Here is a 24,540-nt window from a genome sequence, read left to right as displayed (position 1 = left end):
CCGTAGGGTCTCAGCGCACCGAAGTGTGACGCCGGCGCAGATCGACAGGTTGCCCGTCCGAAGGGAACGGCAAGGACGTGAAGTCGAGCGGAGCGACGTAATCTGCGTCGACGTTCCAGTCGAAGCGCATGAGGAGGTGGTGCATGATTGCCTTGATCTCGGCGCCGGCAAAGTGCATTCCCAGACATTTGTGCACTCCACCGCCGAACGGTTCCCACGCGTACCGATGAACCTTGTCTTCGCGTCGATTCTCAGCGAAACGCTCGGGATCGAAACGCTCTGGATCAGGCCAGTACTGCGCCATGTGGTGCGTGAAGTGAGGGGCGACAGAAACATACGTTCCCGCAGGCACGAAGTGACCCCGTACTTGAGTGTCGCGGACCGCTCGCCGCGCCATGACCGGTACGGGAGAGACGAGTCGGAGGCATTCCTTCATCACCAGGTCAAGGCTGCTCAGGCCGTCGAGATCTGCATAGCTGGGCGTCGAGGTCCCCAGAGCGAGCGACTCGGCACGGCACCTGTCCTGCCACTTCGGATGTTGACCTAGATATTGCATCATCGTGGAAAGGGTGATCGTCGAAGTGTCGTGTGCGGCCATCAGGAGGAAGATCATATGGTCGATCACTTCGTCGTCACTGAAGCGTTGTCCTGCTTCGGATTCGATGTGACAGAGCACGGAGAACAGATCATCGGTTGCGCGAGCTCGACGCGCCGGCAGGTAGCGACGAAAGAAGTCTTCCAGGACCCGGCGGCCGTCGAGTCCTCGCTTCCATCTGGTCCCCGGCACGCGGTAGCGGACCAGAGAAGTAGCCGCCTGCACACAATCCACGAAAGCCTTTTTCACCGAAGATATTTCGCTTTCGGTGCTTCCTTCCGCACCGCCCATGAAGATGTCGGTGGCGAGATCGAGGGTGAGTGTCTTCAGCGCTGTGTATGCACGAAATCCGTCAGTGGGGGTCCATGTGTCGAGCGCCGAGTCGATTGCCGGATTGAGAACGTCGACAGACTTCTCGATCCGGGTCCGAGTGAACGCCTGCTGCATGATTCGACGATGCCGTAGATGTTCTTCCGAATCGAGAAGCATCAGCCCACCGTGAAAAAAGGGGCCGATAAGCACCGACCAGCCGTCGCTGTTCACAAATGCCCGATCTTTGTTCTGCAGCACTTCCTGGCACGCGTCGGGTCCGAGAACAGCGATCCACTGCCGACCGACCATCGAGAACCAAGAGACCTCGCCGTATCGATCCCAGTTCTCTTGCATCAATGCGAGTGGATCGCGGATGTATGCAAGAGCGTGCCCGACGAGAGGCAGCCCGGAACGGCCCGAAATCGGGTGCAACTGCGAGTTCACGGGGGGACGAGCCAGGATCTTGGACACTGCGACCTCTACTCTCGCTCAATCTGACAGTGCATCCTGTCAGATGGACTGTAGTCTGCGTCACAGTGGTTGCGTCTGTCAATATCGACCTATGACTTCTCCGACGCCGCGGCGGTATGCCGGCCTCAGCGGCGACCAGCGCTCAGCATTGCGGCGCGAGAGCTTGCTAGAGGCAGGGCTGGAACTATTCGCTGTCGCAGGCAGTCGAGGCGCCACGATGACCGCGATCTGTGCGCGAGCCAAGTTGACGGAACGCTACTTTTACGAAAGTTTTTCCAGCAGAGACGAACTGCTGAAAACAATCCTGGACGGAATTGCCGACGAGGTTCGCGACGCCGGCCTGACCGCACTACGAGCGAGCGACGGAACGCTCGAGCAGCGCGTACGAGATGCCATCACGTCGTTCGTCACCCTCCTCACCGACGATCCCCGCAAGGGGCGTGTGGCAATGATCGAATCCGCTGCATACGAGCCCCTTCGCGCACACCGGCGCGCGGTACTGCACGGCTTCGCGCAAATGGTCGCGGACGAAGCCTCGCGAATGTACGGCGACCGAGCTTGGCCATCTCATCAAGGTCAGATCAACGGACTGCTCTTCGTCGGGGGCCTTGCCGAATTGGTCACCGCGTGGCTGAACGAGGAGATCGCTATTACCCCTGACGAGATCGTCGAGGCGGCAACCTACCAATTCACGTCCACCGCACACCGTTGAGATGGAACCGATCGGCATGCGGTTGCTGCCCGCCACACCGGGATGGCGCGAACAGGCGCAATACTTGTCCCCATGAGTGAACGCGCAGACCTGCCCGGAACTGACCCCGCACAGTTTCGGGTACACGTCGCGTCTCAAGCGATCCGGTTGTTCTCGGAGAACGGGTACGAAGCCACCACCGTCGAGCAGATCGCCGCTGCCGCCGGTGTGTCGCGCCGGACGTTCTTCCGGCAGTTCCGCTCCAAGGAAGACGTGATCTTCGCCGATCACGAGTCCCTCCTCGAACACGTGGCCGAGTTCCTCGCGTCCGATTCCGCCGACCCCTGGGCGTCCGTGTGCGAGGCAGCGGGACTGGTCTTCGATTTCTTCCGCCGGAACCGTGACCTGTCGATGCGGCGATACCGCGTCGTACAGCATGTTCCGGCTCTTCGCGACCGCGAACTCGTCACCGGATTCCGCTATGAGCGCCTCTTCGTCGACTACCTGCGCAGCGCTGTTCCCCGCGAACCGGTCCTCGAGGTTGTCGGTTTTGCCGCAGCTGTCACCGCGTGCCACAACTACCTCTTGCGAAGCATGATCAAAGGCGACGAAGACGCCACAGCCGAAGCGCTGAGCCAGGCATTGCTCGACGTTCGGCGGACGTACGGCGTGGCACCCGGGTCCAAGACCAGCACGCCAGAATCGAAGTCTGTGCTGGTAGTAGCATTTCCCCCGGGCACGTCCGCCGAGGAGATCAGCAGAAAAATCCACGAACAACTCGGCTGACACCGCTCGTGCACCGGAACTTCACACTCCCATCCCTTGACCTGGCACTCAGTGCCGTGTTTGACTGGGGTCATTGGCACCGGCCTGTCCGCGACTCTCGTTGGTAACGCCGGAGCCGCACCGACCGCCTTCAAGCAACCTTCACCAAGGAGCGTTCCCATGGCAGGAAACCCGGATTTCAATCTCTTCGCACTGAACGAAGAGCACGACGAACTGCGGGCTGCTATCCGCGGACTCTCCGAGAAGGAAATCGCGCCGTACGCCAAGGACGTCGACGAGAACGCACGTTTCCCCGAGGAAGCGCTCACCGCCCTCAACGCGTCTGGCTTCAACGCAATCCACGTTCCCGAGGCTTACGACGGCCAGGGCGCCGACTCCGTCGCCACCTGCATCGTCATCGAGGAAGTCGCCCGCGTCTGTGGCTCCTCCTCGCTGATCCCCGCCGTGAACAAGCTCGGCACCATGGGCCTGATCCTCAAGGGTTCCGAAGAGCTCAAGTCCAAGGTGCTCCCGGACCTCGTGAACGGCGGAATGGCGTCGTACGCACTGTCCGAGCGTGAAGCCGGATCCGACGCCGCTTCGATGCGTACCCGCGCGAAGGCTGACGGCGACGACTGGATCCTCAACGGCTCCAAGTGCTGGATCACCAACGGCGGCAAGTCGACCTGGTACACCGTCATGGCTGTCACCGATCCCGACAAGGGCGCAAACGGCATCTCCTCCTTCATGGTCCACAAGGACGACGAGGGCTTTGTCGTCGGACCGAAGGAAAAGAAGCTCGGCATCAAGGGCTCCCCCACCGCTGAGCTGTACTTCGAGAACTGCCGCATCCCCGGTGACCGCATCATCGGCGAACCGGGCACCGGCTTCAAGACGGCACTCGAGACCCTCGACCACACGCGTCCCACCATCGGCGCTCAGGCTGTCGGCCTGGCCCAGGGCGCACTCGACGCGGCTCTGGCATACACCAAGGATCGCAAGCAGTTCGGCAAGTCCATCAGCGACTTCCAGGCTGTTCAGTTCATGCTCGCGGACATGGCAATGAAGGTCGAAGCCGCACGTCTGATGGTCTACACCTCCGCTGCTCGCGCCGAGCGCGGCGAGAAGAACCTCGGTTTCATCTCCGCTGCGGCGAAGTGCTTCGCTTCGGACGTTGCCATGGAGGTCACCACCGACGCCGTGCAGCTGTTCGGTGGCGCCGGCTACACCACCGACTTCCCGGTCGAGCGCATGATGCGCGACGCCAAGATCACGCAGATCTACGAAGGCACCAACCAGATTCAGCGCGTCGTGATGTCGCGTGCGCTACTGAAGTAGGGCCTCCGGCCCTGTGCGCGGTCAGGCAGTCCATAGACTCCTTAACCGCGCACGGGGGCTTGACCCCTGTCTGAAGAATCTTGAGGAGAATCGTGGAACTCGTAGGCGTAATCGGCGGCGGCACCATGGGTGCCGGCATTGCCGAAGTTTGTGCAAAAGCCGGTAGCTCGGTACTGGTGCTCGAAACCAAGGAAGAATTTGCCGCCGCTGCTCGCGAACGGATCGCCAAGTCGATCAACCGCGGCGTAGCCAAGGGCAAGATCACGCAGGAAGACGCCGACGCCGCCATCGCACGCGTTCGCGTCACCCTGGACATGGAAGAGTTCGCCGATCGCGACCTGGTGATCGAGGCGGCTCCCGAGATCGAAGCTCTCAAGTACGAGATCTTCGGCAAGCTCGACAAGATCGTCAAGCCTGCAGGCATTCTGGCGACCAACACCTCGTCGATCCCCGTCATCAAGATCGCCAAGGCCACCTCGCGCCCCGGCCAGGTTGTCGGCGTTCACTTCTTCAACCCCGTGCCGGTCATGCCGCTCGTGGAGATCGTGGTCAGCCTCACGACGTCCGAAGAGACCGTCCTCGCCGTCACCGACTACGCCAAGAACACCTTGCGCAAGAAGACGGTTCGCGCGGGCGACCGCTCGGGCTTCATCGTCAACGCTCTGCTCATCCCTTACCTGTGCCAGGCAGTCCGGATGCTCGAATCCGGCTACGCCACAGCAGAAGACATCGACGAGGCCATGAAGGGCGGCTGCGGCTACCCGATGGGTCCGCTGACGCTGCTCGACACCGTCGGTCTCGACATTGCCCTCGCAGCGGCAGAGTCCCTGTACGCGGAATTCGCAGAACCGCACTACGCTCCGCCGGCGCTGCTTCGCCGCATGGTCGACGCCGGTCGTCTCGGCAAGAAGACCGGTCGCGGGTTCTACGAATACGCCTGAGTCCGACCGCTTCACTCTTCCGGCCCCTCACCTGTTGCAGGTGAGGGGCCGGAGTTGTTTTTCGGACAGATCTTGTCGAATCGATTGACAAATTCGTGTAGCGCGGCAAAAGTCATCATGTGACAACAACCGTTGTCACATGATGGCAGGCGGAGGGGCACCCAGATGAGCAGCGATGCGGACACCGGCACTCGTCGACCCAAGCCTCGAGAACTACGAGCCGATCCGATCGGCCCCGGCTCCCTGACATGGACACACTTCGGCGACGTTCGCGGCCTGCTGTACCTCGGACGCGCAGGCACCCTGCAGAACATGCACCCCGCGGTAAGCGGAGCACTGCAAGATCATTCGAATTTCTTCGACAACCCGCTCGACCGCCTGTTCCGCTCACTGCCGCCCATCTACGGCGTCGTGTACGACCGGACCGAAGAGGGCACAGGCACGCTCGTTCGCAACTTCCACACCGATCTCAAAGGAATCGACGAAACCGGCGGGCGCTACCACGCCCTCACTCCTGACACTTTCTGGTGGACACACGTCACGTTCTTCGAGGTGATTCTCGATTTCAACGAGCGATTCGCGTACAAGAAGTTCACGCAGGAGCAGAAGGACCAACTTGTCCGTGAGGCCGTAACCTGGTGGCGCTGTTACGGACTCACCGATCGGCCGGCTTTCGACGACTACGCCAGCTTCCGCATGTACTGGGAAGACATGCTCGACAACCAGTTGATCAACACCCACACCACGAAGTGGTCGACACACATCGCCGAGCACGACATCGCACCGGCTCCGAAGGTTCCGACATGGCTGTGGCGTCTTAGCTCTCGCCCCACGATGGCCGTGGCGAACTGGATCGGCAAGGCACTGATGCCGGAGAAGGCACGCAAGACCCTTGAATGGGAATGGACTCCGCGCGACGAACGGATGTACTTCTGGTTCGCCCGCTTCCTGACATTGACAGATCGGTTCTGGCATCTGCTGCCGCTACGACTGCGGTATGCACCGCGCGCCTACTCGGGCATCCGCGCGCAGGGTCTGTGAGCACTCGTCGGTAGGCTGGAGTGCGTGCCAGCCCAACTCCCCTCCGACGCGATCAGTGTCCGCGTGGACAGCTGGACGTGGGCGGTTCGGCTGTTCAAGACACGCTCGCAGGCGGCGACCGCCTGCCGATCGGGACACGTTCGGGTCAATGGAACGTCGGCAAAGGCGGCTCAGCAGGTGAAAGCCGGCGACGAGGTGCGGGTGCGTGTATCCGGCATCGAACGCATTGTCGTCGTGGTCAAGCCGATCACGAAGCGAGTCAGCGCGGTGCTGGCCGCCGATTGCCTGCAGGACAATTCGCCACCCCCACCACCGCCCGAACTGATTGCGTCCATTCCGCGACGTGATCGCGGCGCCGGCAGACCGACCAAGCGCGAGCGACGTGACCTCGAGAAGTTGCGCGGCCTCGAGCCGTAACCACCGCCTCGAACGCGTCACGACCTCGAAACAGGCTGACGCAGAACCGTCTTCAGTTTCTCGGGCGGCGTCCGGCGCGCATCACTGAGGTAGATCTCGTGATGATCGCCGTTGAAGCTCAGGCCGTTCGACGGGATGAACGTGTTGTGCAGCCGGTCCAGGGTGGGAGCTTCGTCGTCGTACGAGCCGACGTGAAGAATCTGGACGGACAGACCTTCCTCCAACTCGAGAAACCTGACCTTGTCCAGAGCGGCAATCTCCTTCTTGGCCCGCCCTGCCTTGGCCCGGACTGCGTCAATCGACGCAGACAGTTCGGTCTCCGTGATCCACTCCGGTTGCGAGATCATCATCGTCCAATCCCACGACGCCTTGTCCCGTGTCACGAACACCTCGGGATCATCTGCCCGCCACAACCCTTCCAGCGGGCCAACGACGAAGTCGCGATCCAATTCCTTCTTGCTAGCGAATTTTGCCGAGTAGGACACCGAATACAGCGCTTCGAGCGCCTCGGAGTACTCGGTGGCAGTGTTGGGGTCGCCGTGACCGTCGACGGCGAAGTAGCCGAAGCGGGGAACGGTCACGAGGGCAAAATCGCGGCGCCCAGGCGAGTAGAGATCCTTGTATGCCTTCTTGACGTCGTACTTCTCCATGCGCCACCCACTTGATCACTGGCCGAGTTTCAACGTTCGGAAACCTATCCGAGAACACCGACATCCCGATAGCGGACCACTGTCCCCTTGTTAATAGACCAGTGGACCTTTACTCTGGACGGGGTGACTACACCCCAGGCGACCGACGTCGCTCGAGTTCCGCGCCGCAGACCGTTGCGGATCGTTGCCATATCCGCGATTGTCGCGTCGATCTTGGCTCTGTTGTTCGTGTACCCATGGTGGAGCTTGTTCATCCGGCCGGACTGGCCGACGGCGGTGGCAGTTTTCGGCACCGTTCTGTTTGCCGCCCTCTTGATCGCCCTGCCTGCGAGCATGGTGCTCAGCCACGGACACACCGACCGCGATCCAGTTCGCCTGATCGGCGACGCACTCCTCGGAATCATCTGGGTCGTGTTCGTGTGGACCCTGCTCGGCGAAGTTCTGAGGCTCGGACTGCTCGTCGGCGGCGTGGATGACCCGCTTCGATCGAGAATCGTCGCCGTTGCCGCACTGATCATCTCGGCCCTTCTGCTGATCTGGGGCTACCGGGAAGCCATGAGACTGCCACGGATCAAGCAGGTCGACGTCACCATCCCCCGCCTTGGTGCGGGGATGGACAAACTTCGGGTAGTCGCGATCACCGACACTCACTTCGGGCCGATCAATCGCGAGAAGTGGTCCGAGCGCGTGATCGCGGCAGTCAACGATCTCGACGCCGACATCGTGGCCCACGTCGGTGACATCGCCGACGGAACGGTAGAGCAGCGCCTCGGCCAAGCGACCCCCCTCGCATCGGTCGAAGCCGGGCTCGCTCGCGTCTACGTGACCGGCAATCACGAGTACTTCCACGAGGCTCAGGAGTGGCTCGACTACATGACCTCGATCGGCTGGGACGCGCTGCACAACCGCCACCTCGTCGTCACCAAGGGCGGAGACAGACTGGTCATCGCCGGAGTCGACGATGCGACAGCGTTGGGATCGAAGCTCGACGGGCACGGCGCGAACTTCGACATGGCCCTGGCCGGCTCCGACCCCGAATTGCCGATCCTGATGCTCGCCCACCAACCGAAGCAGGTTACTCAGTCCGCTTCTGCGGGAGTGGATCTGCAGCTCGCCGGTCATACCCACGGCGGACAGATCTGGCCCTTCAACTTTCTGGTGAAACTCGATCAACCGTCGGTACACGGGCTTACCAGGCACGGAGAACGTACGCAGCTGTACACCAGCCGGGGAACCGGATTCTGGGGTCCGCCCTTCAGGGTGTTCGCACCGAGCGAGATAACCGTTCTGACGCTGCACAGCGCCTGATCGTTCTCAGCTCGTTCGGGTTGCCGCTCGCGCCGACAACCCGACGAGCTGGTTGATCAGACCTTCACGCAGGCCGACTGCGAACATGTCGGAGGCCGGGGGCGCCTGCATCTCGTTCAGTACGACGACCATGGATTCAGTCGGCTCGGCAGTCGGCCACAAGCCGGCAACGATCACCAGGGTTACCTTGGCGAATTGAGCGGCGTCGCCCTCCGAGAGATGGGGCAGTTGCGAATGAACCAGCGACGCAAACCTTCCCGAGTTGACCGTCGCCCGCCTCTTGAAGTCACGGGCGAAGTCGACGGAGATGTTTCTTTCGAGGACACCGGCCATGACACTCATCAACTCGCACAGCAATCGCTGTCCGACAAGCGATTCCGCAACCGCGGATGCCACATGAATTTCAGCGGCAAACGGTGAGTCGCCACCGGTCGAAGTCAACGACTCGGACAACCCGTCCAGCCACGCTACCCAGTTCTCGTCGAGCACTTCGAGAAAGATGGCCTCGCGACTGTCGAAGTACCGGAGCACGTTCGACTTCGCGAGGCCGACGCTCTCACTGAGCTCACGCAGACTGATGTCGGCGACTGGCTTGGACCCGAGCATCGCGCGAGCTGCGTCGAGAATCGCGCACCGACGTGCTTCGATCTGCTCGGGCCTGCGCGCGCGCTGGAATCCATGGGTCGCCACCATCACGCAAGATTATCAGACCATCGTTCTATTGTTTGCTGTACTGCGGGTCAATTGTCCGAAGGTGCATGCTGCGCCACGACTCCCCTCGACGCCAGTTCGCGACGCAGCGAATCGGTATCGACGGACGCGAGATCGACTCGGTGCGTGCGGGTGGCCAAAGCTCGGACCTCCACGGACAGATCTGCCACCTGCTTACGCGTCGCGGCCTGCCCTGCCTCGTCCTGTTCCGCCACTCGCTCGACCAACCAGGAAGCGAGTGTGGCAGTCACGATGCCCAGCAATGCAATTCCGCCGATCATCAACGCTCCGGCGATCAGGCGCCCGGTTGTAGTGACAGGAGCCATGTCTCCGTAACCGACGGTCGTAACCGTCTCCATCGCCCACCACAACGCCGTCCCGTACGACGTGATGGCGGCGCCCTCAGCGTGCCGCTCGGCGTCGAGCATGGCCAGTGCCGCGACACCGATCAGCAAGGCCGTAGCCCCGGTGGCGTAAACAACCACTCGTCCACGCAAGCTTTGCCCGCTCGAGCGGTGGACTATTGCAAGCAGGGTGACCAATCGAAGGAGGCGCAAGGGACGCAGCATGGGTAGCACCACCATCGCCAAATCCAAGAGATGCCTGACGAACCAGCGACCGCGTGCAGGAGCCAACCACAGGCGAACTGCGTAGTCGACGGCAAATACGAACCACGCGGCCCACATGATCCATTCGGTCAGGCGATGCGGGAAGCCAGTCGGTTGCGCCAGGACTTGGTACGCGTACGCCACCAAGAACAGGCAGGCCGCAGCGGTCAAGGGGATGTCGGTGGTGAGCTGCCACCGCTTCGACGTCCACGCAGTGCGGTGGTGCACCGACCTCCTTGATTCGTTCATCCGAGAAGTCTTACACCACTGCTACCGCGTGACCGGCAGAACCAACTCAGATCCGAGTGTGCGTCAAGATGTTGAGCGCCATGGGAACTGCCTCGATCGTGATGGGCAACGGCCCCACCCGATCGCCGTCCGCGTAGGCGATGATGCCCTCGGAGACCAACCGGACCTTCTTCGACCGATACGTCTGTACCGCATCCAAGGAGACGTGAGTTCCCTTGTACACCCGCGGAAACAGGCGCACCAGACGCAACCTCGAACCGTGCCCGACGACGGTCAGATCCAGCAACCCGTCCGACTTCGACGCTCCTGGCGTGATGAGCATGCCGCCACCGTACGAGCGCCCGTTGCCGACAGCCACGAGCGTCGCGTCCACCGTGATGACCTCGTCGTCGAGTTCGATCCGGTACGGCAGCGGCTTCATCTTCGCCAACTCGGCGAGCATCGCCAAGTTGTAGCGCATCGGTCCCTTGGGCCACGACATCCGATTAGCCCGTTCACTGACCAGCGAATCGAATCCGCTCGCGATGATCGTTCCCGACCAGACGACGGAACCGTCGGCAAGCGTGATCTTCGCCAGGTCGGACTGCTGCACGACGCCGTCGGCGATCACATCGGCGGCTGCCTCGGGATCGCCTGTGGGAATGCCGAACTCACGGGCGTGATCGTTACCGGTGCCCGCCGGGATGAGCCCGATAGGAGTATCGGTCAACGCGGCAGCCTGCAATCCGATGCTGATGGCACCGTCACCGCCGACCACCACCAGCGCGTCGGTACCCTCCTCGATCGCACGACGCGCCAACTTCTTGGCGTCGTCGGCATCGGTTCCGATGATCTCGGTGACGGCAACTCCCCGAGCACGCAGTCGCGCAACACCTTTGCGTCCGGCTGCAGGCGCGTGACCATGTCCCGCCATCGGATTGATCAGGACGGTAACCTTCTCGATCTGACTGCGGGTTTCGGTCACGGAATCAGCTTTCCAGGATTGAGGATGCCGGCAGGGTCCACTGCATTCTTCACTGCGCGAAGGATATTCGCGCCCAATTCGCCGATCTCGTCCTTCATCCACGGGCGATGGTCAGCTCCGACTGCGTGATGATGGGTGATCGTGCCACCGGCGGCGATGATCGCATCGCCAGCGGCAGTTTTCGCCTTGTGCCACTGAGCGATCGGATCCTCGGTCTGCGCGCTGACTACTGTGAAGTACAGCGAAGCACCGGTCTTGTAGGTGTGCGAAATGTGGCACATCACGAGCGGCTGAGTCCCCTGCTCGACGAGAGCCTTGGTCAGCGCTTCGGTGACCGAGGAGCGCAGGTTCGCGAGGTTACCCCAGGTGGTTGCTGTCTCGAGGGTTTCACACAGTGCGCCGACGTCGAGAAGAGCGTCACGCAGATACGGCGCATCGAATCGCCCGTGTTCCCAACTGTTTCCGGGCTCCTCACCGAGCGAAGTCCCACCGTGAGCGGTGAGAATTGCTCGGGCCTCCGCCACCCGTTCAGCGGTGTGCGAAGCGGTGCCCTCGTAGGTGGTGATGCCGAGGCAACCACCGGTGAAGGCGTTCTCGCCGATCTTGTCGGTGGTCGCCAGATTCACGCCGCTCTCGGCCTCGTCGGACAATCGCAGTACGGTCGGAGCCGATCCTTCCTGGACCAGCTCACGCAATGCTGCTGCGCCGGTGGCGAAGTCGGGGAAGCTCCACCCTTCGCGCACGGTGGTCTCGGGCAGGCGGTGAACCCGGACACGCACGTGCGTGATGACGCCGAATGTCCCCTCGGAGCCGACAAAAAGCTCACCCAGATCGGGGCCTGCGGCAGAGGCCGGCGCACGCCCGGTCTCGACCACACCGCTCGGGGTGACAACGGTGAGGCCCTGGACCATGTCCTCGAAACGTCCGTATCCAGCCGACGCCTGCCCCGAAGACCGGGTGGCGGCAAACCCGCCCAGAGTGGCGAACAGGAAGCTCTGCGGGAAGTGCCCGACCGAGAAACCGTGCTCACGCAGAAGCTCCTCGGCCCGTGGGCCGGTGGTTCCGCCGCCGAACGTCGCGATGCCCGATTCCTCGTCCAACCCGACGAGCTGATCGAACCTGTGCAGATCGAGAGATAGAACTGCGTCGAACCCGTCACGAATGGGATCGAGCCCGCCGACGACGCTGGTGCCACCACCGAACGGGACCACTGCGATCCGGTTGGCAGAGCAGTATCGGAGAACCTGCTCGACCTCTGCGCCTGTCCCTGGAGTGACGACTGCGTCCGGTGCGTCCTGCGGCTCGGCGCTACGACGACGAAGCAGATCCGGGGTGCTCTTGCCACCGGCCCGAAGGATTCGATCCGAATCCTCGGTGCTGACGTACTCGGCCCCGACCAGCCCATCCAGCGCCTCGACGTGCGACTGAGCCAGGGCGGACGGAGTCACCTGAACGTCTTCGATGGCGAGGCGCGAGCGAGTCGGTGCGGACACACCGAGAAATCCGGTCAACAATGATGTGACTGCGTCCGACAGTTCACGCTTCTTGGCCGGATCGCCCCAGGCGTCCCACTGCATCGGCGGTTGCAAGGCAGACTTTTCGGTGCTCATAGACACTAGTGTTACATATTTGTGTGATGTGTAAACATCCCGGTTGATCGAGCTGTCGATCAACCCATCGTCTTCGAGCCGTCGATGGCTTCACGAAGCATGTCTGCGTGGCCCGCATGCTGGGCCGTCTCGGCGATGATGTGCAGCAATGCGCGCCGCGCTGACCAGCGAGCGCCGGCTTCGAACCACGGAGCGCTCGGAAGTGGATGAGAGATGTCGAGGCTGTCCAGCGAGGCCACCAACTGGTCGGTCCTGGCCGCGATCCCTTCGTACTCGGAAACGATGCTTGCCAAGGTTTCACCCTCGACCATGGCAAATTCGTTCGCCCGTTCCTGTTGCATCTCTTCCGACCCCTGGGTCGGGTCGAAGTCCCCGCCAAGTCCGGCCGGCCCTTCCAGAATGAAGTCGACCCAACCCTTCTCCGCCTGACCCACGTGCTTGATCAATCCGCCGAGGCACAGTTCGCTCACGGTCGGCCTCGAAGCAGCCTGGTCGTCGGTGAGGTTCTTGACGGTGAAGAGCAGGAATTCACGATGTTGACGCAGGCTCTGGAGGAGATCCGCGCGCTCGCCGGTGACGGTGGTGGTCGGTGCGTTCATGATGTTTTTCCTTCGCTCGTGGGTTCGTGCCCTGTGAGAACTACGTTAGAAGTCATTGCGGACAGAAACGGTCCTCATTAGAAAACGATCAAAGAAGAAAACTCCCGGCACTCACCAATGAGGGTGAGTGCCGGGAGTTCGAGCGAGCTAGAACGAGATCAGACTGTGCGGGCCAAACGATCGGCCAGCAGGCGCGTGAAGTGCGCCGGGTCGCTCAGCTCGCCGCCCTCGGCAAGCAACGCCATGCCGTAGAGCAACTGAGCCGTCTCAGTCAGGTTCTCCGCATTGTCGTTGGCGGCCTGCGCCTCCCGAAGACCCGAGACAAGCGGGTGCTCCGGGTTGAGCTCGAGGATGCGCTTGCTGTGCGGAACAGGCTGACCCGAAGCCTTGTACATCTTCTCGAGCGTCGGAGACATGCTGAACGCGTCGCCGACGATGCAGGCAGCCGACGTGGTCAGGCGCGTCGAGAGACGCGTTTCCTTGATGTCGTCGGACAGGGTTTCGGTCAGCCACGTCAGCAGCTCGCCGAATTCCTTCTCTTTCTCTTCGCGCTCGGCCTCGGCCGCCTTCTTCTCGTCCTCGGTGTCGAGGTCGACCTCGCCCTTGGCGATCGACTGGAAGGTCTTGCCGTCGAAGTCCGAGACAGCGTCGACCCACATCTCGTCCACCGGGTCGGTGAGAACCAGAACCTCGAGGCCCTTGGCCTTGAAAGCCTCCATGTGCGGGGAGCTTTCGATGAGGTGACGGGATTCGCCCGTCATGAAGTAGATCTGTTCCTGGCCGTCCTTCATGCGCTCCACGTACTCGGCGAGAGTGGTCACGCCCTCTTCGCTGTTGGTCGAGGCAAACGAAGAGATGTCGAGCAGCGTCTTGCGGTTGTCGGCATCGGCCATCAGGCCTTCCTTGAGCGCGCGTCCGAACTCGGTCCAGAAGGTCGAGTACTTCTCGGGCTCGTTCGCCTTCATGTCCTTGATGGTCGAGAGGACCTTCTTGGTCAGACGACGACGGATGGCAGCGATCTGCCGGTCCTGCTGCAGAATTTCACGAGAGACGTTGAGCGAGAGGTCTTGTGCGTCGACCACGCCCTTGACGAAGCGCAGGTAATCGGGCACCAACTCTTCGCAGTCGTCCATGATGAAGACGCGCTTGACGTAGAGGTGGATGCCGGCCTTGCGCTCACGCATGAACAGATCGAACGGCGCCGTCGACGGAATGAACAGCAGCGCTTGGTATTCGAAAGTACCTTCGGCCTTCATCGGGATGACCTCGAGAGGCTCGTCCCAGGCGTGGCTGACGTGCTTGTAGAACTCCTTGTACTCGTCCTCGGACACCTCGTCCTTGGAGCGAGTCCACAGTGCCTTCATCGAGTTGATCGTCTCGGTCTCGATGGCGACCTCGGGCTCTTCGCCCTCGGCTGGCGTCGACGTCCGAGCGACATCCATGCGGATGGGCCACGCGATGAAGTCGGAGTACTTCTTGACCAGTTCCTTGATCTTCCATTCCGACGTGTAGTCGTGCAGGCCGTTCTCGGAATCCTCGGGCATCAGGTGCAGGGTCACGGAGCTGCCCTGCGGCGCCTCGTTCACATGCTCGAGCGTGTACGTGCCTTCGCCGGTCGACTCCCAGCGCGTCGCGTGGTCTTCACCGGCGCGGCGGGTCAGCAACGTGACCTTGTCCGCCACCATGAACGTGGAGTAGAAGCCGATGCCGAACTGACCGATCAGTTCTTCGGATGCCGCTGCATCCTTGGCTTCCTTGAGCTTACGACGCACCTCGGCGGTGCCGGACTTGGCGAGCGTGCCGATCAGGTCGACGACCTCGTCACGCGACATTCCGATGCCGTTGTCGCGGATGGTCAGGGTGCGTGCCGCCTTGTCGATGTCGATCTCGATATGCAGATCGGAGACGTCGACGTTGAGGTCTTTGTCCTGGTACGACTCGAGGCGGAGTTTGTCCAGCGCGTCCGAAGCGTTGGAGATCAACTCACGAAGGAAGCTGTCCTTGTTCGTATAGATTGAATGAACCATCAGATCCAGCAGCTGACGTGTTTCTGCTTGGAACTCGAGCTGCTCGGTATGCGCGGTCACTTCGATCCCTTTCTCTTCTCGGACTGATCACAGGGATTTTACTCGACCTCGAATACCGCGGGCCGGCCCCCGCACAGACAAGGGAGGCCACGCGACCTGCGCATGACCTCCCGTTATCTTCACCCACCGATCTACTCGGTGACGTCAACCATCGAATAGTTCGAGACGCCGCCGGCCAGCACCCTGAGGTGATCGTCCGATGCGCCCAAAGTGTGTTCGATGGCCACCAGCCGCGAGACGTAGTGCCCGACCGGATACTCGGCTGTCATACCGATACCACCGTGCATTTGAATTGCTTCCTGACCGATCTGATGCGCGGCACGACCGACAGCCAGCTTCGCTCGCGACGCGATGGTCGGATCGATCACTCCGTCGGCGATGGCCATGGTCGCGTACAGACTCATGCTGCTCGCCAGTTCGAGCGCCACGTACATGTCGGCCGCACGATGAGTCAGCGTCTGGAACTTCGCGAGCGGAACACCGAACTGCTTGCGCTGCTTCAGGTAATCCGTCGTCAGTCGCAGCGCCTCGGTCATGATGCCGATCGCCTCGGCGCACAGAGCTGCCTGCGCCCGGACCTCTGCGTCAACGATCGCCGCCGTGACATCGCCGCCCTCACCAAGTTGTTCGGCCGCGGCATCGGTGAACGTGAACTGCGCGCCGCGACGGCCGTCGTGGGTGGCGTACGTGCTCCGTGTGACACCCGAGCCTTCCGCATCCACCAGGAAGAGCCCGGTGCCGCCGCCTGGAAGTGTGGCACTGACGATCACGACGTGCGCGCTGTCGCCCTGCAGAACCGGGTTCTTGACGCCGGTGATCGTCCACCCCGATCCCTCCTGCGATGCAGTGGTCGTGACAGTGGCGACCGGCCAGCGCGTGCCAGGTTCCGTATGGGCAAAGGCCGACAAAGTGGTCCCGTCGCTGAGCGCCGGCAGGAGTCGCGCCCGCTGATCTGCCGAACCGATCGCAGCAATCAACCCACCGGGGATCAGAACACCACCCAAATACGGCTCGGGTGCAAGCGCGCGGCCCAGTTCGGTCATCACCACCATGGTCTCGACCGGCCCAGCGCCCATCCCGCCATCGGCCTCCGCGAATGGCAGGCCGAGCAGCCCGAGCTCGGCGAACTGCTTCCACACCGAGGCATTCCATCCCTCGTCAGTGGCCGAGGTGGCGTTGCGCTTCTCCGCGTCGTAGCTGCGGCTGAGTAATTCGCGCGTTGTGTCGCGAAGCATCGTCTGTTCGTCGTCGAGTTCGAAATTCATGTCAGATGCTCACAATCCGAGGATCGAGGAGGCAATGATGGAGCGCTGCACCTCACTTGATCCGCTGTAGATGGAAACCTTCCGGTAGTTCAAGTAGCGCGGCGCCGCCTGCTGCGCCCACTCCGGCGAGTCGATGTCGGCGATATCTACCGGCAGAGAGTCCGGTCCGGCGACATCCATCAGCAATTCCGTTGCCGCCTGCTGCAATTCGGAGCCACGGAGCTTGAGCAGCGAGGATGCCGGATTCGGCTTTCCGTCTGCCGAACTCGCCACAACTCGCAGTTGAGTCAGATCCAGTGCAAGCAATTCGTTTTCCAACTCGGCCAACCGAGCCGCGAACAACGGATCCTCGAGGAGGGTGCCGGTTCCGACGCGAACCTCCCGCGCCTTCTCTTTTGCCGTGGCGACAAGGGTTTTGGAGAACCCGACCCGTGTGACCCCCGTGCGTTCGTTACCGAGCAGGAACTTGGCGTAGTCCCAGCCCTTGTTCTCCTCGCCGACAAGATTTTCCGCAGGAACACGGACGTTGTCGAAGAACACCTCGTTGACCTCGACGCTGCCGTCGATCAGTTTGATGGGACGAATCGTGATGCCGGGAGTCGCCAAATCGATGAGCAGGAACGAAATTCCTGCCTGACGCTTCTGGGCACTGGCATCTGTCCGAACCAGACAGAAGATCCACTCGGCGTGCTGCGCGAGAGTAGTCCACGTCTTCTGACCGTTGACGATGTAATCCGCGCCGTCACGGACAGCAGCCGTCTTGAGTGAAGCGAGATCCGAACCGGCTTCTGGTTCCGAAAAACCTTGGCACCACCAGATATCGGCGTTAGCCGTCGCCGGGAGAAACTTCTCCTTCTGCTCCTGCGAGCCGAAGGCCGCGATAACGGGCCCAACCATGCTCACGTTGAACGGCAACGGGTTGGGTACCGACGCCAACTGCATTTCCTCGGAATAGATGTGGCGCTGAACCGGAGTCCAGTCCTTGCCACCCCATTCGACCGGCCAGTGCGGAACCGCCAGTCCGTGTGCGTTCAGAATCTGTTGGCCCGCAACGATGTCTTCACGCGTCAGCTTTCCGAATCCCGCTGCACGTGCACGAAGTTCGGGCGAGAATTCGGTGGTGAAGAACTTTCGCATCTCCTCGCGGAACGCAACTTCCTCACCGGTCAATTCGAGATTCATATGGAGTCTGCTTTCTTCTGGCAGGATTTCAGAACAAGATTCGTGCGACGGTCTGCGCAACAACGGCTGGCTTGTCCACGCCTTCGATCTCGACGGTGTTGGTGATCTGACTCTGCAGCGAACCGTTCGGCAACTCTTCAATCGCGGAGAGCACTGCAGTGTTTCGAACCTTGGCTCCGACCGGCACCGGACTCGGGAATCGAACCTTGTCGGACCCGTAGTTGATGACCATCTTCGCCCCGTCGATGCGGTACACGGACTTCGACAGAAGCGGCAGGAGCGAGAGAGTCAGATACCCGTGGGCAATCGGACCGCCGAAAGGTGATTCACGCTTTGCCCTTTCGTCGTCGACGTGAATCCACTGATGGTCACCGGTCGCGTCGGCAAATTGATGGACCATCTCGCGGGTGACCTCGACCCACTCGCTCGAGCCCAGCGTTTCACCGACCGCCCCCAGGAGATCGGCCTTGTTCTCGAACACCCGCGTCATCTGATCCTCCACGTTCCCGAACACTGTTAGGTTAATTGGATAATAAACTCACGGTGTAAGGTTGTCCAGTACTTTCACACGAAAGGGTGTGCGATGGCGCGACCGCGGATTCCACTACTGAGCAAGCCGATCATCAGGGACACCGCCCTGAAATTGGTCGACGAGCACGGTTTGACCGACTTCTCGATGCGCAAACTCGCCACCGTTCTCGGCGTGCAGGCACCATCGCTGTACAGCCACTACGCCAACAAGGACGAGCTACTCGACGACGTCGCGAACGTCATCATGGAGTCCGTCGACGTGAGCGGCTTCGACTCTGACGATTGGCGCGGTGCGCTGTGCACGTGGGCGCGGTCCTACCACGCCGCCCTGGGCAAGCATCCCAATATCGTTCCCTACTTGGCCTACGGTCCGAGCGTTAGGCCCATCGCCCTTGACCGCGCCAACGCCATCCACGGCGGCCTGGTGCGGGCCGGATGGCCGCAGCGCACGGCAACGCTGATCGGCGCTTCCGTCAAGTACGTGGTCATGGGTGCTGCGACGGCGACGTTCTCCGGCGGATTCGTAGACGATCCGGCGATCTACGCCGAGCGTTACCCGCACCTCACGCGAGCACATCTGTTGCGCGAGCGTGCTACGGAAATCGACGGTGCCAGTTTCGAACTCGCGCTGGAATCCCTGCTGGACGGGCTGGAAGCCAAATATGCACTGCTGCAGATCACTTCAGAATAATCCCCTGAAAACTGGGGGTTGCTACTTTCGGTCAAGCATGCCGAGCATCGCAACGAAGGCCGCCTGACGATCCCCGAGAGCGGCAAAGAATTCCCGATCCGATGCTTCCACCGCACGATTTGCCTTGCCGGCCAGGGCCGCACCCGCCTGGGCCACTACCACTGAACGAGCCCGAGCATCGGTCGGGTGTGGACGTCGTTCGACCAATTTCTTGGATTCGAGGGTCCGTATCACCTGTGACGTCATCATCGGATCGGTGCGCGCGTACTCGGCAAGATCGCGTTGAGTTATCGGCGTTTCCGCGTCCAGCCAGGTCAGTGCGGCGAGCAGAACGAACTGCACGTGAGTCAGGTCGAAAGGCCGCAGCGCCGCGCGAATCGAAGCCTGCCAAGCATTGGTGACACGCCACAACATCAGACCCGGACTGTCGCCAGCATCCTCGAAGTCGGTTTCCAGTTTCTTCGCCACAGCGTCAGTGTGTCAGCTCGTTGCCGAGCGCAGAATCTCGACGTCGTTGCCATCCAACGGAATCAAGCCTCGGAGGAGCTGATACCCCCAGTTCGGTGTCGAGGTCAATGCCAATCGACTCCGTACGTCGTCGAGAGGAACGGGCGCGAACTGCTCGTATCGCACTCGACGCCGAAACGGCTTGAAGCACCCCTCGTCCGCCTGCCAGATCTCACCCTCTTCGATCACACCGAGGGCTGTGAACTCGCGCAACGGATCTCGATCACCAATGGACTCGACCGGCGAATAGTAGACAAGCACATCGCCCGCCTTCATCCGCGCCAATCCGGACCTCTTCCCGTGCCCGATCTGCGCGATCCCAAGATCCACTGCGCGACGCACATGTTCGGCCGAGACAACCCCTAACCAGGCGTTCATCGCCGACCACCTGGCGAACCGATCGCAAGTTCAATCATGAATTTAGCATGCGCGCTTATTATCTTCCTCGCAACAGATCAACTCTTGAACGTGTTCAACTTCAGGTACGCTGAACTTGAACACGTTCAAAGAAGGGGAGCCCATGGGCAGTCGCGGGATCGAAACCAGGGAAAAGCTGGTGGAAACAGCTTTGCGGCTCTTCCGCGACGAAGGCTTCGCAGCGACGACCATGCGCAAGATCGCGACTGAGGCAGGTGTCTCCCTCGGGAATGCCTACTACTACTTCGCCAGCAAAGACGAACTGGTTCACGAGCTGTATCTCGTCATCCAACGTGATCACCGAGAGCGTGCGCTCCCACTCCTACGCAAAGGTGGCTCACTCGCGGAAAATCTCGCGATCGTTCTGCACACCGGACTCGATGTCATGGGGCCCTATCACGGGTTCGGTGGCGCGTTTCTGCACGTCGCCCTGCCCACCGAATCGCCGTCCAGCCCGTTCTCGGCCGAGTCGAGTGATGCGAGATCGATGGCCGTCGAATTGATGCGCGAAGCACTGGCGGCGTCGAAGCAGAAGACGCCGGCGTCCTTGGAGACCCAGCTCCCCACACTCTTGTGGCTCAGCTACCTGGGCGTGACGCTGCATTGGGTCACCGACTCGTCTCCGGGGCAAACGCGCACTCGTTCCCTGGTCGACGGACTGGTCCCGATCATCGCGAAAACACTCGCCCTCGCCCCGCTACCGGTGGCCCGCGGCCTGGTCGGTGACGTCGCCGCCCTGATGACCAAAGTCGTTTCTCCAGAGGGGAACACAAAATCATGAAGACTGTCGTTGTATCCGGTGCGTCGGGCTACATAGGGCAATCTCTCGTTCGAGCGCTCGAACCCAACGGGGTGGACGTACGAACGATCGGCCGGGGAGGAACGAGCGATGCCACCTGGTCCGACGAGCAAGGTGTTGCCGACGTACTCAGCGGCGCGGATCTGCTGGTCAACCTCGCCGGACGCTCTGTGAGCTGCCGATACAACAAGCGCAATGCCGACGAAATCTTCTCCTCCCGCGTGGAAACGACCGCACTGTTGGGTCGCGCACTGGCCCGTACGCCGCAGCCACCCTCGCTCTGGGCGAATGCCAGTACCGGCACGATCTACCGAGACGCGAGGGATCGACCGATAGACGAGAAGAACGGAGAACTGGGTAAGGGATTCTCCGTCGCTGTCGCGCGAGCGTGGGAGCACGAATTGTTCTCCGCCCCAACCCCGGTTCGAAAAGTAGCGCTACGAATGTCGATCGCTCTCGGAGCCGGCGGCGGAGCAATCAACCCCATCGTGAACCTGGCCCGAATCGGTTTCGGCGGAAGAATGGGCGACGGACGACAAATGTTCAGTTGGATACATATCGCCGATGTCGTTCGCTCGGTCATCCACATCTACGAGCATCCGGAGATCTCAGGCCCGGTCAATATCGCATCCCCGTATCCGGTAACCAACACCGACATGATGCGGGTGGTACGAGCGAAACTTGGCCGACAATACGGGTTTCCGACGCCGGGCTGGATGCTCGAGTTCGGCGCACGAATCATCCGCACCGAGGCTGAATTGGTGACGAAGAGTCGCTGGGTTTTACCAGGGGTGCTCGCGGACAGCGGCTTCCAGTATCAATTTCCGACGTTGGAGTCTGCGCTGGAACAGATCGCTCAGGAGACCCCGCGAGGGCTGCTTCCGGTCACACTCGGCTGAAGTTCGGTCGCGGTCGCGACCGCTCGCACGATATCCTGCTCGAGCAGATAGTGATTCAGGGCAATCGCAGCCTTCGACCCAGCGGCGGCGGCGGTGATCAACTGTGCAGGCGAGTCCGACACGTTCCCAGCGGCCCATACACCAGGCATGCTGGCACTTCCCGCAGGATCAGTTACCACCCAACCATTTTCGTCAGCTTCACATCCCAGGTCAGTCAGCAAAGCGTCGCGTGGAACAAACCGTGGACCGACAAACACCACACTCCGCGGAACAACCTGACCGGAGGCCAACTCGACGCCGTCCAATCGACCGTCTGCCACCGAGACCCCGGCCACGTCGCCTTCTACGATGCGAATCCCCCTCACAGTCAGCCGCTCCCGCTCGGTGCCGGTCAGCTCGATGCGATTCGGAAAGAAGACAACATCGTCCGACCATTGGCGCACCAACGACGCCTGATGAATGGTGAACGGCCTGTTGTCACCCCCGAGTACACCGATCGGCGTATCACGAACCTCGTACCCGTGGCAGTAGGGACAATGCAAAACGTCGACTCCCCAGCGATCCTGCAGCCCAGCGATGTTCGGCAGCTCGTCACGTAACCCCGTCGCCACCAGAACAGTCCGTGCCTCCAGCGACGCAGTCGCGTCGGTTTGCACAAGAAATCCACCGTCCTCCGTTTGCTCGATTCCGATTGCGGTGCCAGTCGTCATTTCGCCGCCGTACTCGAGAACCTCCTTGCGTCCGGCCGCAAGTAATTGCGTCGGACTCTGCCCGTCCCGCGTCAGGTACCCGTGCAGGTGCTCGGAGACACCATTGCGCGGGTTACCAGCATCGACGATCATCACTCGCCGCCGAGCCCGAGCCAGAACAAGCGCGGCACTCAACCCCGCCGCACCGCCACCGACAATCACCACATCGAACCTCATGCACTCCCCCAGTCCCGCAGTTCGTCCCACCCAGACGGTGAGCTATTCTGGCAATCTAGCAAATTTGTTTACCAGTTAACAAAACTGAGGAATCGTGAACGAACCAACACTCCGCTCCCGTACGTGCAACCTTTGGGCCGAAAACAATCCTGACCTCGACACGTCGCCCATGGAAGTTGTCGCGCAACTCAAGCGGATCACGGCGCTTCTCGAACTCGCCGTCGAACCGGTGTACCGATCCGCGGACCTCACCGTTTCGGAAGTCGAACTGCTTGTGCCGCTTCGATACGCCGAGGAACCGGTCACCGCGATTCGTCTCGCCGAACGCCTCGGTATGTCTCGGGCCGGAGTCAGCAAGGCACTCGCACGATTGGAGAAGCGAGGCCTTGTCTCCCGCACGAGAAATCCCGAAGACAGGCGATCTGCACTGATCACGATGACGATCCAGGGAAACGCTGTCGTCGATGATGTCTTTCCTCGCGAACTCGCCGCTCACGGTGAATTGTTCACCGAACTCGGACGGGGCCGCGGAAAAATTCTCGCGGCACTCGAGCAGTTGGCGCTATCCATGGAAGGCGGGCTGGATCGAACGCAGGACAAGTAGCTCGCGCTACTTCTGCTCTCCGGTCCGCCCGCCGTACGTCGCAATCTTGTACTCCGTCGCAGCCAAAGACAATGTGAGCTCCTTGATCTGCCGACGAACGGTGTCCCGGTGCTCGAGCAGCATGTCGAGCCTCTCCGGAACTGTCCCTTCACCGGCGTCGACCAGTTCAACGTAGTGCTGCAGGTCGCGAATCGCCATGCCCGAGATACGCATGCGGGTCAGAAACACCAGCCTGCGAATAGATTCCGGCCCGTACACACGATGTCCGCTCGAATCACGATCCACCGCAACCAAGCCGATCTTCTCGTAGTAGCGCAGGGTATGCGCCGAAACATCCAGAAGGTCTGACACTTCGGCGATCGACATCGAGTCCTGAACATCCCCTGTATCGACGAGTCGATGGATCACCTCGATCGACATAGGCCCGTCCACTTCCCCAAGTGCCTCGAGTGCCTTGCGCATCAAGTCTTCGGTAGCCATGACTCCCAGCCTAGAACGGGCGGACAGGTCCGGCAGCATCCGCGAAATCGGCGCTGCGAGCGAGGTCGGCCCAGACGGATACCTCGGCGAGATTCTTCCGATACGACGCGGATATCCGCTCCACGGCTTCCTTTCCCAGCGGCAGACGCAGTGGCACATTCTCGCTGTGCACCAGCGAGGTGATGATCTCTGCTGCCTTCTCCGGATCACCCTCCTGAACACCGTCTGCCGCCGCCATGTCCCGCAGAACAGGATCGAGCAAATCACGGTAGTCCGAGGATGATTCGGCGAAGCTCAGAACGCCAGGTGTGTTGAATGCTGTACGGAATCGGCTGGGCTCGACGATCATGACCCGGATGCCGAACTGCCCGACCTCACCGGCAAGGGCCTCCGACCAACCTTCAATCGCGAATTTGGACGCCGAATACGCCCCGACGCCGGGAAACGACATGCGGCCGCCTTGACTGCTCATCTGCACGATCGTTCCGCTGCCCTGCGCTCGCATCGAAGGGAGGACGGCGCGCACCAACGCGGCGGGTCCGATCAGGTGCAGTTCCATGAGATCCCGCAAGGTCGAATCGTCCACCATCTCCGCCGCGCCGACCATCCCGCGACCGGCATTGTTGACCAGCACGTCGACAAGACCGAAATGCTCGAGCGCATGTTCGACGACGCTGGGTGCCGCCGCGGTGTCGCGGACGTCGAACGTCACCGCCGAGAACCGATCCGGATGCTCCGACGCGATATCTGCAACGGACTCGGGCCTACGAACTGCCGCGACTACCGCGTCCCCGGTTCGAAGTGCGGACACTGCAAGTTCGCGGCCGAAACCCTGAGAAACTCCAGTGATGATCCAGGTTTTTGTTGTCATGGTGGGCAACG

At 61.5% G+C, this 24,540-nt stretch carries 27 protein-coding genes; 11 read left to right on the top strand and 16 right to left on the bottom strand.

Annotated elements, in window-relative coordinates; genetic code table 11:
* Positions 1 to 10: 10 nt before the first annotated feature.
* Complete coding sequence (locus ACKAMS_RS05480) at positions 11 to 1,378, bottom strand: cytochrome P450 (protein ID WP_113682533.1); 1,368 nt, start codon at positions 1,376 to 1,378, stop codon at positions 11 to 13.
* Between the two features lie 91 nt (positions 1,379 to 1,469).
* Between ACKAMS_RS05480 and ACKAMS_RS05475 the strand changes: the two genes are divergently transcribed.
* From ACKAMS_RS05475 to ACKAMS_RS05450, 6 genes are all read left to right on the top strand, one after another.
* On the top strand, positions 1,470 to 2,090 hold the full coding sequence (locus tag ACKAMS_RS05475; protein ID WP_021345503.1) for a TetR/AcrR family transcriptional regulator: 621 nt from the start codon (positions 1,470 to 1,472) through the stop codon (positions 2,088 to 2,090).
* A gap of 72 nt (positions 2,091 to 2,162) precedes the next feature.
* Positions 2,163 to 2,855: a TetR family transcriptional regulator gene (locus tag ACKAMS_RS05470; protein WP_024487439.1), complete on the top strand. Its 693-nt coding sequence runs from the start codon at positions 2,163 to 2,165 to the stop codon at positions 2,853 to 2,855.
* 159 nt (positions 2,856 to 3,014) lie between these two features.
* Positions 3,015 to 4,172: an acyl-CoA dehydrogenase gene (locus ACKAMS_RS05465; protein ID WP_003939784.1), complete on the top strand. Its 1,158-nt coding sequence runs from the start codon at positions 3,015 to 3,017 to the stop codon at positions 4,170 to 4,172.
* Between the two features lie 92 nt (positions 4,173 to 4,264).
* A complete protein-coding gene (locus tag ACKAMS_RS05460) occupies positions 4,265 to 5,113 on the top strand; it encodes a 3-hydroxybutyryl-CoA dehydrogenase (protein ID WP_020909078.1) in 849 nt (282 codons plus the stop codon).
* A 165-nt stretch (positions 5,114 to 5,278) separates the two neighbouring features.
* Positions 5,279 to 6,154: an oxygenase MpaB family protein gene (locus ACKAMS_RS05455; protein ID WP_408988719.1), complete on the top strand. Its 876-nt coding sequence runs from the start codon at positions 5,279 to 5,281 to the stop codon at positions 6,152 to 6,154.
* A 24-nt stretch (positions 6,155 to 6,178) separates the two neighbouring features.
* Positions 6,179 to 6,571, top strand: a complete 393-nt coding sequence (locus ACKAMS_RS05450; protein ID WP_029256216.1) for an RNA-binding S4 domain-containing protein — start codon at positions 6,179 to 6,181, stop codon at positions 6,569 to 6,571.
* A 17-nt stretch (positions 6,572 to 6,588) separates the two neighbouring features.
* Here ACKAMS_RS05450 and ACKAMS_RS05445 read toward each other — a convergent pair whose 3' ends face one another.
* Complete coding sequence (locus ACKAMS_RS05445) at positions 6,589 to 7,221, bottom strand: GyrI-like domain-containing protein (protein WP_408988718.1); 633 nt, start codon at positions 7,219 to 7,221, stop codon at positions 6,589 to 6,591.
* 123 nt (positions 7,222 to 7,344) lie between these two features.
* Here ACKAMS_RS05445 and ACKAMS_RS05440 point away from each other — a divergent pair, with 123 nt between their 5' ends.
* Positions 7,345 to 8,529 carry a metallophosphoesterase gene (locus ACKAMS_RS05440; RefSeq protein ID WP_020970747.1) on the top strand — a complete coding sequence of 395 codons (1,185 nt, stop codon included), beginning with the start codon at positions 7,345 to 7,347 and terminating at the stop codon, positions 8,527 to 8,529.
* A gap of 6 nt (positions 8,530 to 8,535) precedes the next feature.
* On the opposite strand, the gene ACKAMS_RS05435 is transcribed toward ACKAMS_RS05440, so the two are convergent.
* The 9 genes from ACKAMS_RS05435 to ACKAMS_RS05395 all read right to left on the bottom strand — a co-directional run bounded on the left by ACKAMS_RS05435 (position 8,536) and on the right by ACKAMS_RS05395 (position 18,294).
* Complete coding sequence (locus tag ACKAMS_RS05435; protein ID WP_408988717.1) at positions 8,536 to 9,222, bottom strand: TetR/AcrR family transcriptional regulator; 687 nt, start codon at positions 9,220 to 9,222, stop codon at positions 8,536 to 8,538.
* A gap of 47 nt (positions 9,223 to 9,269) precedes the next feature.
* Positions 9,270 to 10,097, bottom strand: coding sequence for a potassium channel family protein (locus ACKAMS_RS05430; RefSeq protein WP_197940965.1), 828 nt, complete (start codon positions 10,095 to 10,097; stop codon positions 9,270 to 9,272).
* Positions 10,098 to 10,143: 46 nt separating this feature from the next.
* Positions 10,144 to 11,061, bottom strand: a complete 918-nt coding sequence (locus ACKAMS_RS05425; RefSeq protein WP_003940547.1) for a diacylglycerol kinase — start codon at positions 11,059 to 11,061, stop codon at positions 10,144 to 10,146.
* A complete protein-coding gene (locus tag ACKAMS_RS05420; protein WP_408988716.1) occupies positions 11,058 to 12,671 on the bottom strand; it encodes an FAD-binding oxidoreductase in 1,614 nt (537 codons plus the stop codon). Before ACKAMS_RS05420 ends, ACKAMS_RS05425 begins: the two co-directional genes overlap by 4 nt.
* A 59-nt stretch (positions 12,672 to 12,730) precedes the next feature.
* Positions 12,731 to 13,270 carry a DinB family protein gene (locus ACKAMS_RS05415; protein ID WP_408988715.1) on the bottom strand — a complete coding sequence of 180 codons (540 nt, stop codon included), beginning with the start codon at positions 13,268 to 13,270 and terminating at the stop codon, positions 12,731 to 12,733.
* A gap of 158 nt (positions 13,271 to 13,428) precedes the next feature.
* Positions 13,429 to 15,357 (bottom strand): molecular chaperone HtpG, encoded by a 1,929-nt coding sequence (gene htpG / locus ACKAMS_RS05410; protein ID WP_408988714.1) that lies wholly within the window; start codon positions 15,355 to 15,357, stop codon positions 13,429 to 13,431.
* 131 nt (positions 15,358 to 15,488) lie between these two features.
* Entirely contained in the window at positions 15,489 to 16,622 is a 1,134-nt protein-coding gene (locus tag ACKAMS_RS05405; RefSeq protein ID WP_080909600.1) for an acyl-CoA dehydrogenase family protein, read from the bottom strand.
* Between the two features lie 9 nt (positions 16,623 to 16,631).
* Positions 16,632 to 17,804: an acyl-CoA dehydrogenase family protein gene (locus ACKAMS_RS05400; RefSeq protein WP_060938003.1), complete on the bottom strand. Its 1,173-nt coding sequence runs from the start codon at positions 17,802 to 17,804 to the stop codon at positions 16,632 to 16,634.
* Positions 17,805 to 17,832: 28 nt separating this feature from the next.
* A complete protein-coding gene (locus ACKAMS_RS05395) occupies positions 17,833 to 18,294 on the bottom strand; it encodes a MaoC family dehydratase (protein ID WP_020909091.1) in 462 nt (153 codons plus the stop codon).
* Between the two features lie 93 nt (positions 18,295 to 18,387).
* Here ACKAMS_RS05395 and ACKAMS_RS05390 point away from each other — a divergent pair, with 93 nt between their 5' ends.
* A complete protein-coding gene (locus ACKAMS_RS05390; protein WP_408988713.1) occupies positions 18,388 to 19,026 on the top strand; it encodes a TetR/AcrR family transcriptional regulator in 639 nt (212 codons plus the stop codon).
* Positions 19,027 to 19,047: 21 nt separating this feature from the next.
* Here the strand turns inward: ACKAMS_RS05390 and ACKAMS_RS05385 are convergent, their stop codons facing one another.
* Both ACKAMS_RS05385 and ACKAMS_RS05380 read right to left on the bottom strand, forming a co-directional pair.
* On the bottom strand, positions 19,048 to 19,494 hold the full coding sequence (locus tag ACKAMS_RS05385; RefSeq protein WP_408988712.1) for a MarR family winged helix-turn-helix transcriptional regulator: 447 nt from the start codon (positions 19,492 to 19,494) through the stop codon (positions 19,048 to 19,050).
* A gap of 12 nt (positions 19,495 to 19,506) precedes the next feature.
* Positions 19,507 to 19,911, bottom strand: a complete 405-nt coding sequence (locus tag ACKAMS_RS05380) for an EVE domain-containing protein (RefSeq protein ID WP_408988711.1) — start codon at positions 19,909 to 19,911, stop codon at positions 19,507 to 19,509.
* Between the two features lie 142 nt (positions 19,912 to 20,053).
* Between ACKAMS_RS05380 and ACKAMS_RS05375 the strand changes: the two genes are divergently transcribed.
* Together ACKAMS_RS05375 and ACKAMS_RS05370 are read left to right on the top strand one after the other, a co-directional pair.
* Positions 20,054 to 20,731, top strand: a complete 678-nt coding sequence (locus tag ACKAMS_RS05375; protein ID WP_408988710.1) for a TetR family transcriptional regulator — start codon at positions 20,054 to 20,056, stop codon at positions 20,729 to 20,731.
* Positions 20,728 to 21,648, top strand: coding sequence for a TIGR01777 family oxidoreductase (locus tag ACKAMS_RS05370; RefSeq protein WP_408988709.1), 921 nt, complete (start codon positions 20,728 to 20,730; stop codon positions 21,646 to 21,648). The genes ACKAMS_RS05375 and ACKAMS_RS05370 overlap by 4 nt, the downstream gene beginning before the upstream one ends.
* On the opposite strand, the gene ACKAMS_RS05365 is transcribed toward ACKAMS_RS05370, so the two are convergent.
* A complete protein-coding gene (locus tag ACKAMS_RS05365) occupies positions 21,606 to 22,574 on the bottom strand; it encodes an NAD(P)/FAD-dependent oxidoreductase (protein WP_408988708.1) in 969 nt (322 codons plus the stop codon). The two genes, ACKAMS_RS05370 and ACKAMS_RS05365, sit on opposite strands and share 43 nt — an antisense overlap.
* 94 nt (positions 22,575 to 22,668) lie before the next feature.
* Between ACKAMS_RS05365 and ACKAMS_RS05360 the strand changes: the two genes are divergently transcribed.
* Positions 22,669 to 23,178 (top strand): MarR family winged helix-turn-helix transcriptional regulator, encoded by a 510-nt coding sequence (locus tag ACKAMS_RS05360; RefSeq protein ID WP_060937999.1) that lies wholly within the window; start codon positions 22,669 to 22,671, stop codon positions 23,176 to 23,178.
* Positions 23,179 to 23,184: 6 nt separating this feature from the next.
* Here the strand turns inward: ACKAMS_RS05360 and ACKAMS_RS05355 are convergent, their stop codons facing one another.
* Together ACKAMS_RS05355 and ACKAMS_RS05350 are read right to left on the bottom strand one after the other, a co-directional pair.
* Complete coding sequence (locus tag ACKAMS_RS05355) at positions 23,185 to 23,658, bottom strand: MerR family transcriptional regulator (RefSeq protein WP_042952907.1); 474 nt, start codon at positions 23,656 to 23,658, stop codon at positions 23,185 to 23,187.
* Between the two features lie 10 nt (positions 23,659 to 23,668).
* Positions 23,669 to 24,529, bottom strand: a complete 861-nt coding sequence (locus ACKAMS_RS05350; protein WP_195790456.1) for an SDR family NAD(P)-dependent oxidoreductase — start codon at positions 24,527 to 24,529, stop codon at positions 23,669 to 23,671.
* Positions 24,530 to 24,540: the final 11 nt, after the last annotated feature.

Source organism: Rhodococcus sp. 5A-K4 (assembly GCF_046097995.1).
Classification (GTDB): Bacteria; Actinomycetota; Actinomycetes; order Mycobacteriales; family Mycobacteriaceae; genus Rhodococcus_F; species Rhodococcus_F erythropolis.
The sequence above is the reverse complement of the archived record's forward strand: the minus strand, read 5'-3'. Positions and strand labels throughout refer to the sequence as shown.

Excerpts from the sequence above, each read along its gene's own strand:
- ACKAMS_RS05420 (WP_408988716.1), bottom strand. The coding sequence starts at position 12,671 with ATGAGCACCGAAAAGTCTGCCTTGCAACCGCCGATGCAGTGGGACGCC.
- ACKAMS_RS05370 (WP_408988709.1), top strand. The coding sequence starts at position 20,728 with ATGAAGACTGTCGTTGTATCCGGTGCGTCGGGCTACATAGGGCAATCT.
- ACKAMS_RS05475 (WP_021345503.1), top strand. The coding sequence starts at position 1,470 with ATGACTTCTCCGACGCCGCGGCGGTATGCCGGCCTCAGCGGCGACCAG.
- ACKAMS_RS05395 (WP_020909091.1), bottom strand. The coding sequence starts at position 18,294 with ATGACGCGGGTGTTCGAGAACAAGGCCGATCTCCTGGGGGCGGTCGGT.
- ACKAMS_RS05390 (WP_408988713.1), top strand. The coding sequence starts at position 18,388 with ATGGCGCGACCGCGGATTCCACTACTGAGCAAGCCGATCATCAGGGAC.
- ACKAMS_RS05415 (WP_408988715.1), bottom strand. The coding sequence starts at position 13,270 with ATGAACGCACCGACCACCACCGTCACCGGCGAGCGCGCGGATCTCCTC.
- ACKAMS_RS05405 (WP_080909600.1), bottom strand. The coding sequence starts at position 16,622 with ATGAATTTCGAACTCGACGACGAACAGACGATGCTTCGCGACACAACG.
- ACKAMS_RS05355 (WP_042952907.1), bottom strand. The coding sequence starts at position 23,658 with ATGGCTACCGAAGACTTGATGCGCAAGGCACTCGAGGCACTTGGGGAA.
- ACKAMS_RS05380 (WP_408988711.1), bottom strand. The coding sequence starts at position 19,911 with ATGAACGCCTGGTTAGGGGTTGTCTCGGCCGAACATGTGCGTCGCGCA.
- ACKAMS_RS05465 (WP_003939784.1), top strand. The coding sequence starts at position 3,015 with ATGGCAGGAAACCCGGATTTCAATCTCTTCGCACTGAACGAAGAGCAC.
- ACKAMS_RS05375 (WP_408988710.1), top strand. The coding sequence starts at position 20,054 with ATGGGCAGTCGCGGGATCGAAACCAGGGAAAAGCTGGTGGAAACAGCT.
- ACKAMS_RS05435 (WP_408988717.1), bottom strand. The coding sequence starts at position 9,222 with ATGGTGGCGACCCATGGATTCCAGCGCGCGCGCAGGCCCGAGCAGATC.
- ACKAMS_RS05365 (WP_408988708.1), bottom strand. The coding sequence starts at position 22,574 with ATGAGGTTCGATGTGGTGATTGTCGGTGGCGGTGCGGCGGGGTTGAGT.
- ACKAMS_RS05455 (WP_408988719.1), top strand. The coding sequence starts at position 5,279 with ATGAGCAGCGATGCGGACACCGGCACTCGTCGACCCAAGCCTCGAGAA.
- ACKAMS_RS05470 (WP_024487439.1), top strand. The coding sequence starts at position 2,163 with ATGAGTGAACGCGCAGACCTGCCCGGAACTGACCCCGCACAGTTTCGG.
- ACKAMS_RS05445 (WP_408988718.1), bottom strand. The coding sequence starts at position 7,221 with ATGGAGAAGTACGACGTCAAGAAGGCATACAAGGATCTCTACTCGCCT.
- ACKAMS_RS05350 (WP_195790456.1), bottom strand. The coding sequence starts at position 24,529 with ATGACAACAAAAACCTGGATCATCACTGGAGTTTCTCAGGGTTTCGGC.
- ACKAMS_RS05400 (WP_060938003.1), bottom strand. The coding sequence starts at position 17,804 with ATGAATCTCGAATTGACCGGTGAGGAAGTTGCGTTCCGCGAGGAGATG.
- ACKAMS_RS05430 (WP_197940965.1), bottom strand. The coding sequence starts at position 10,097 with ATGAACGAATCAAGGAGGTCGGTGCACCACCGCACTGCGTGGACGTCG.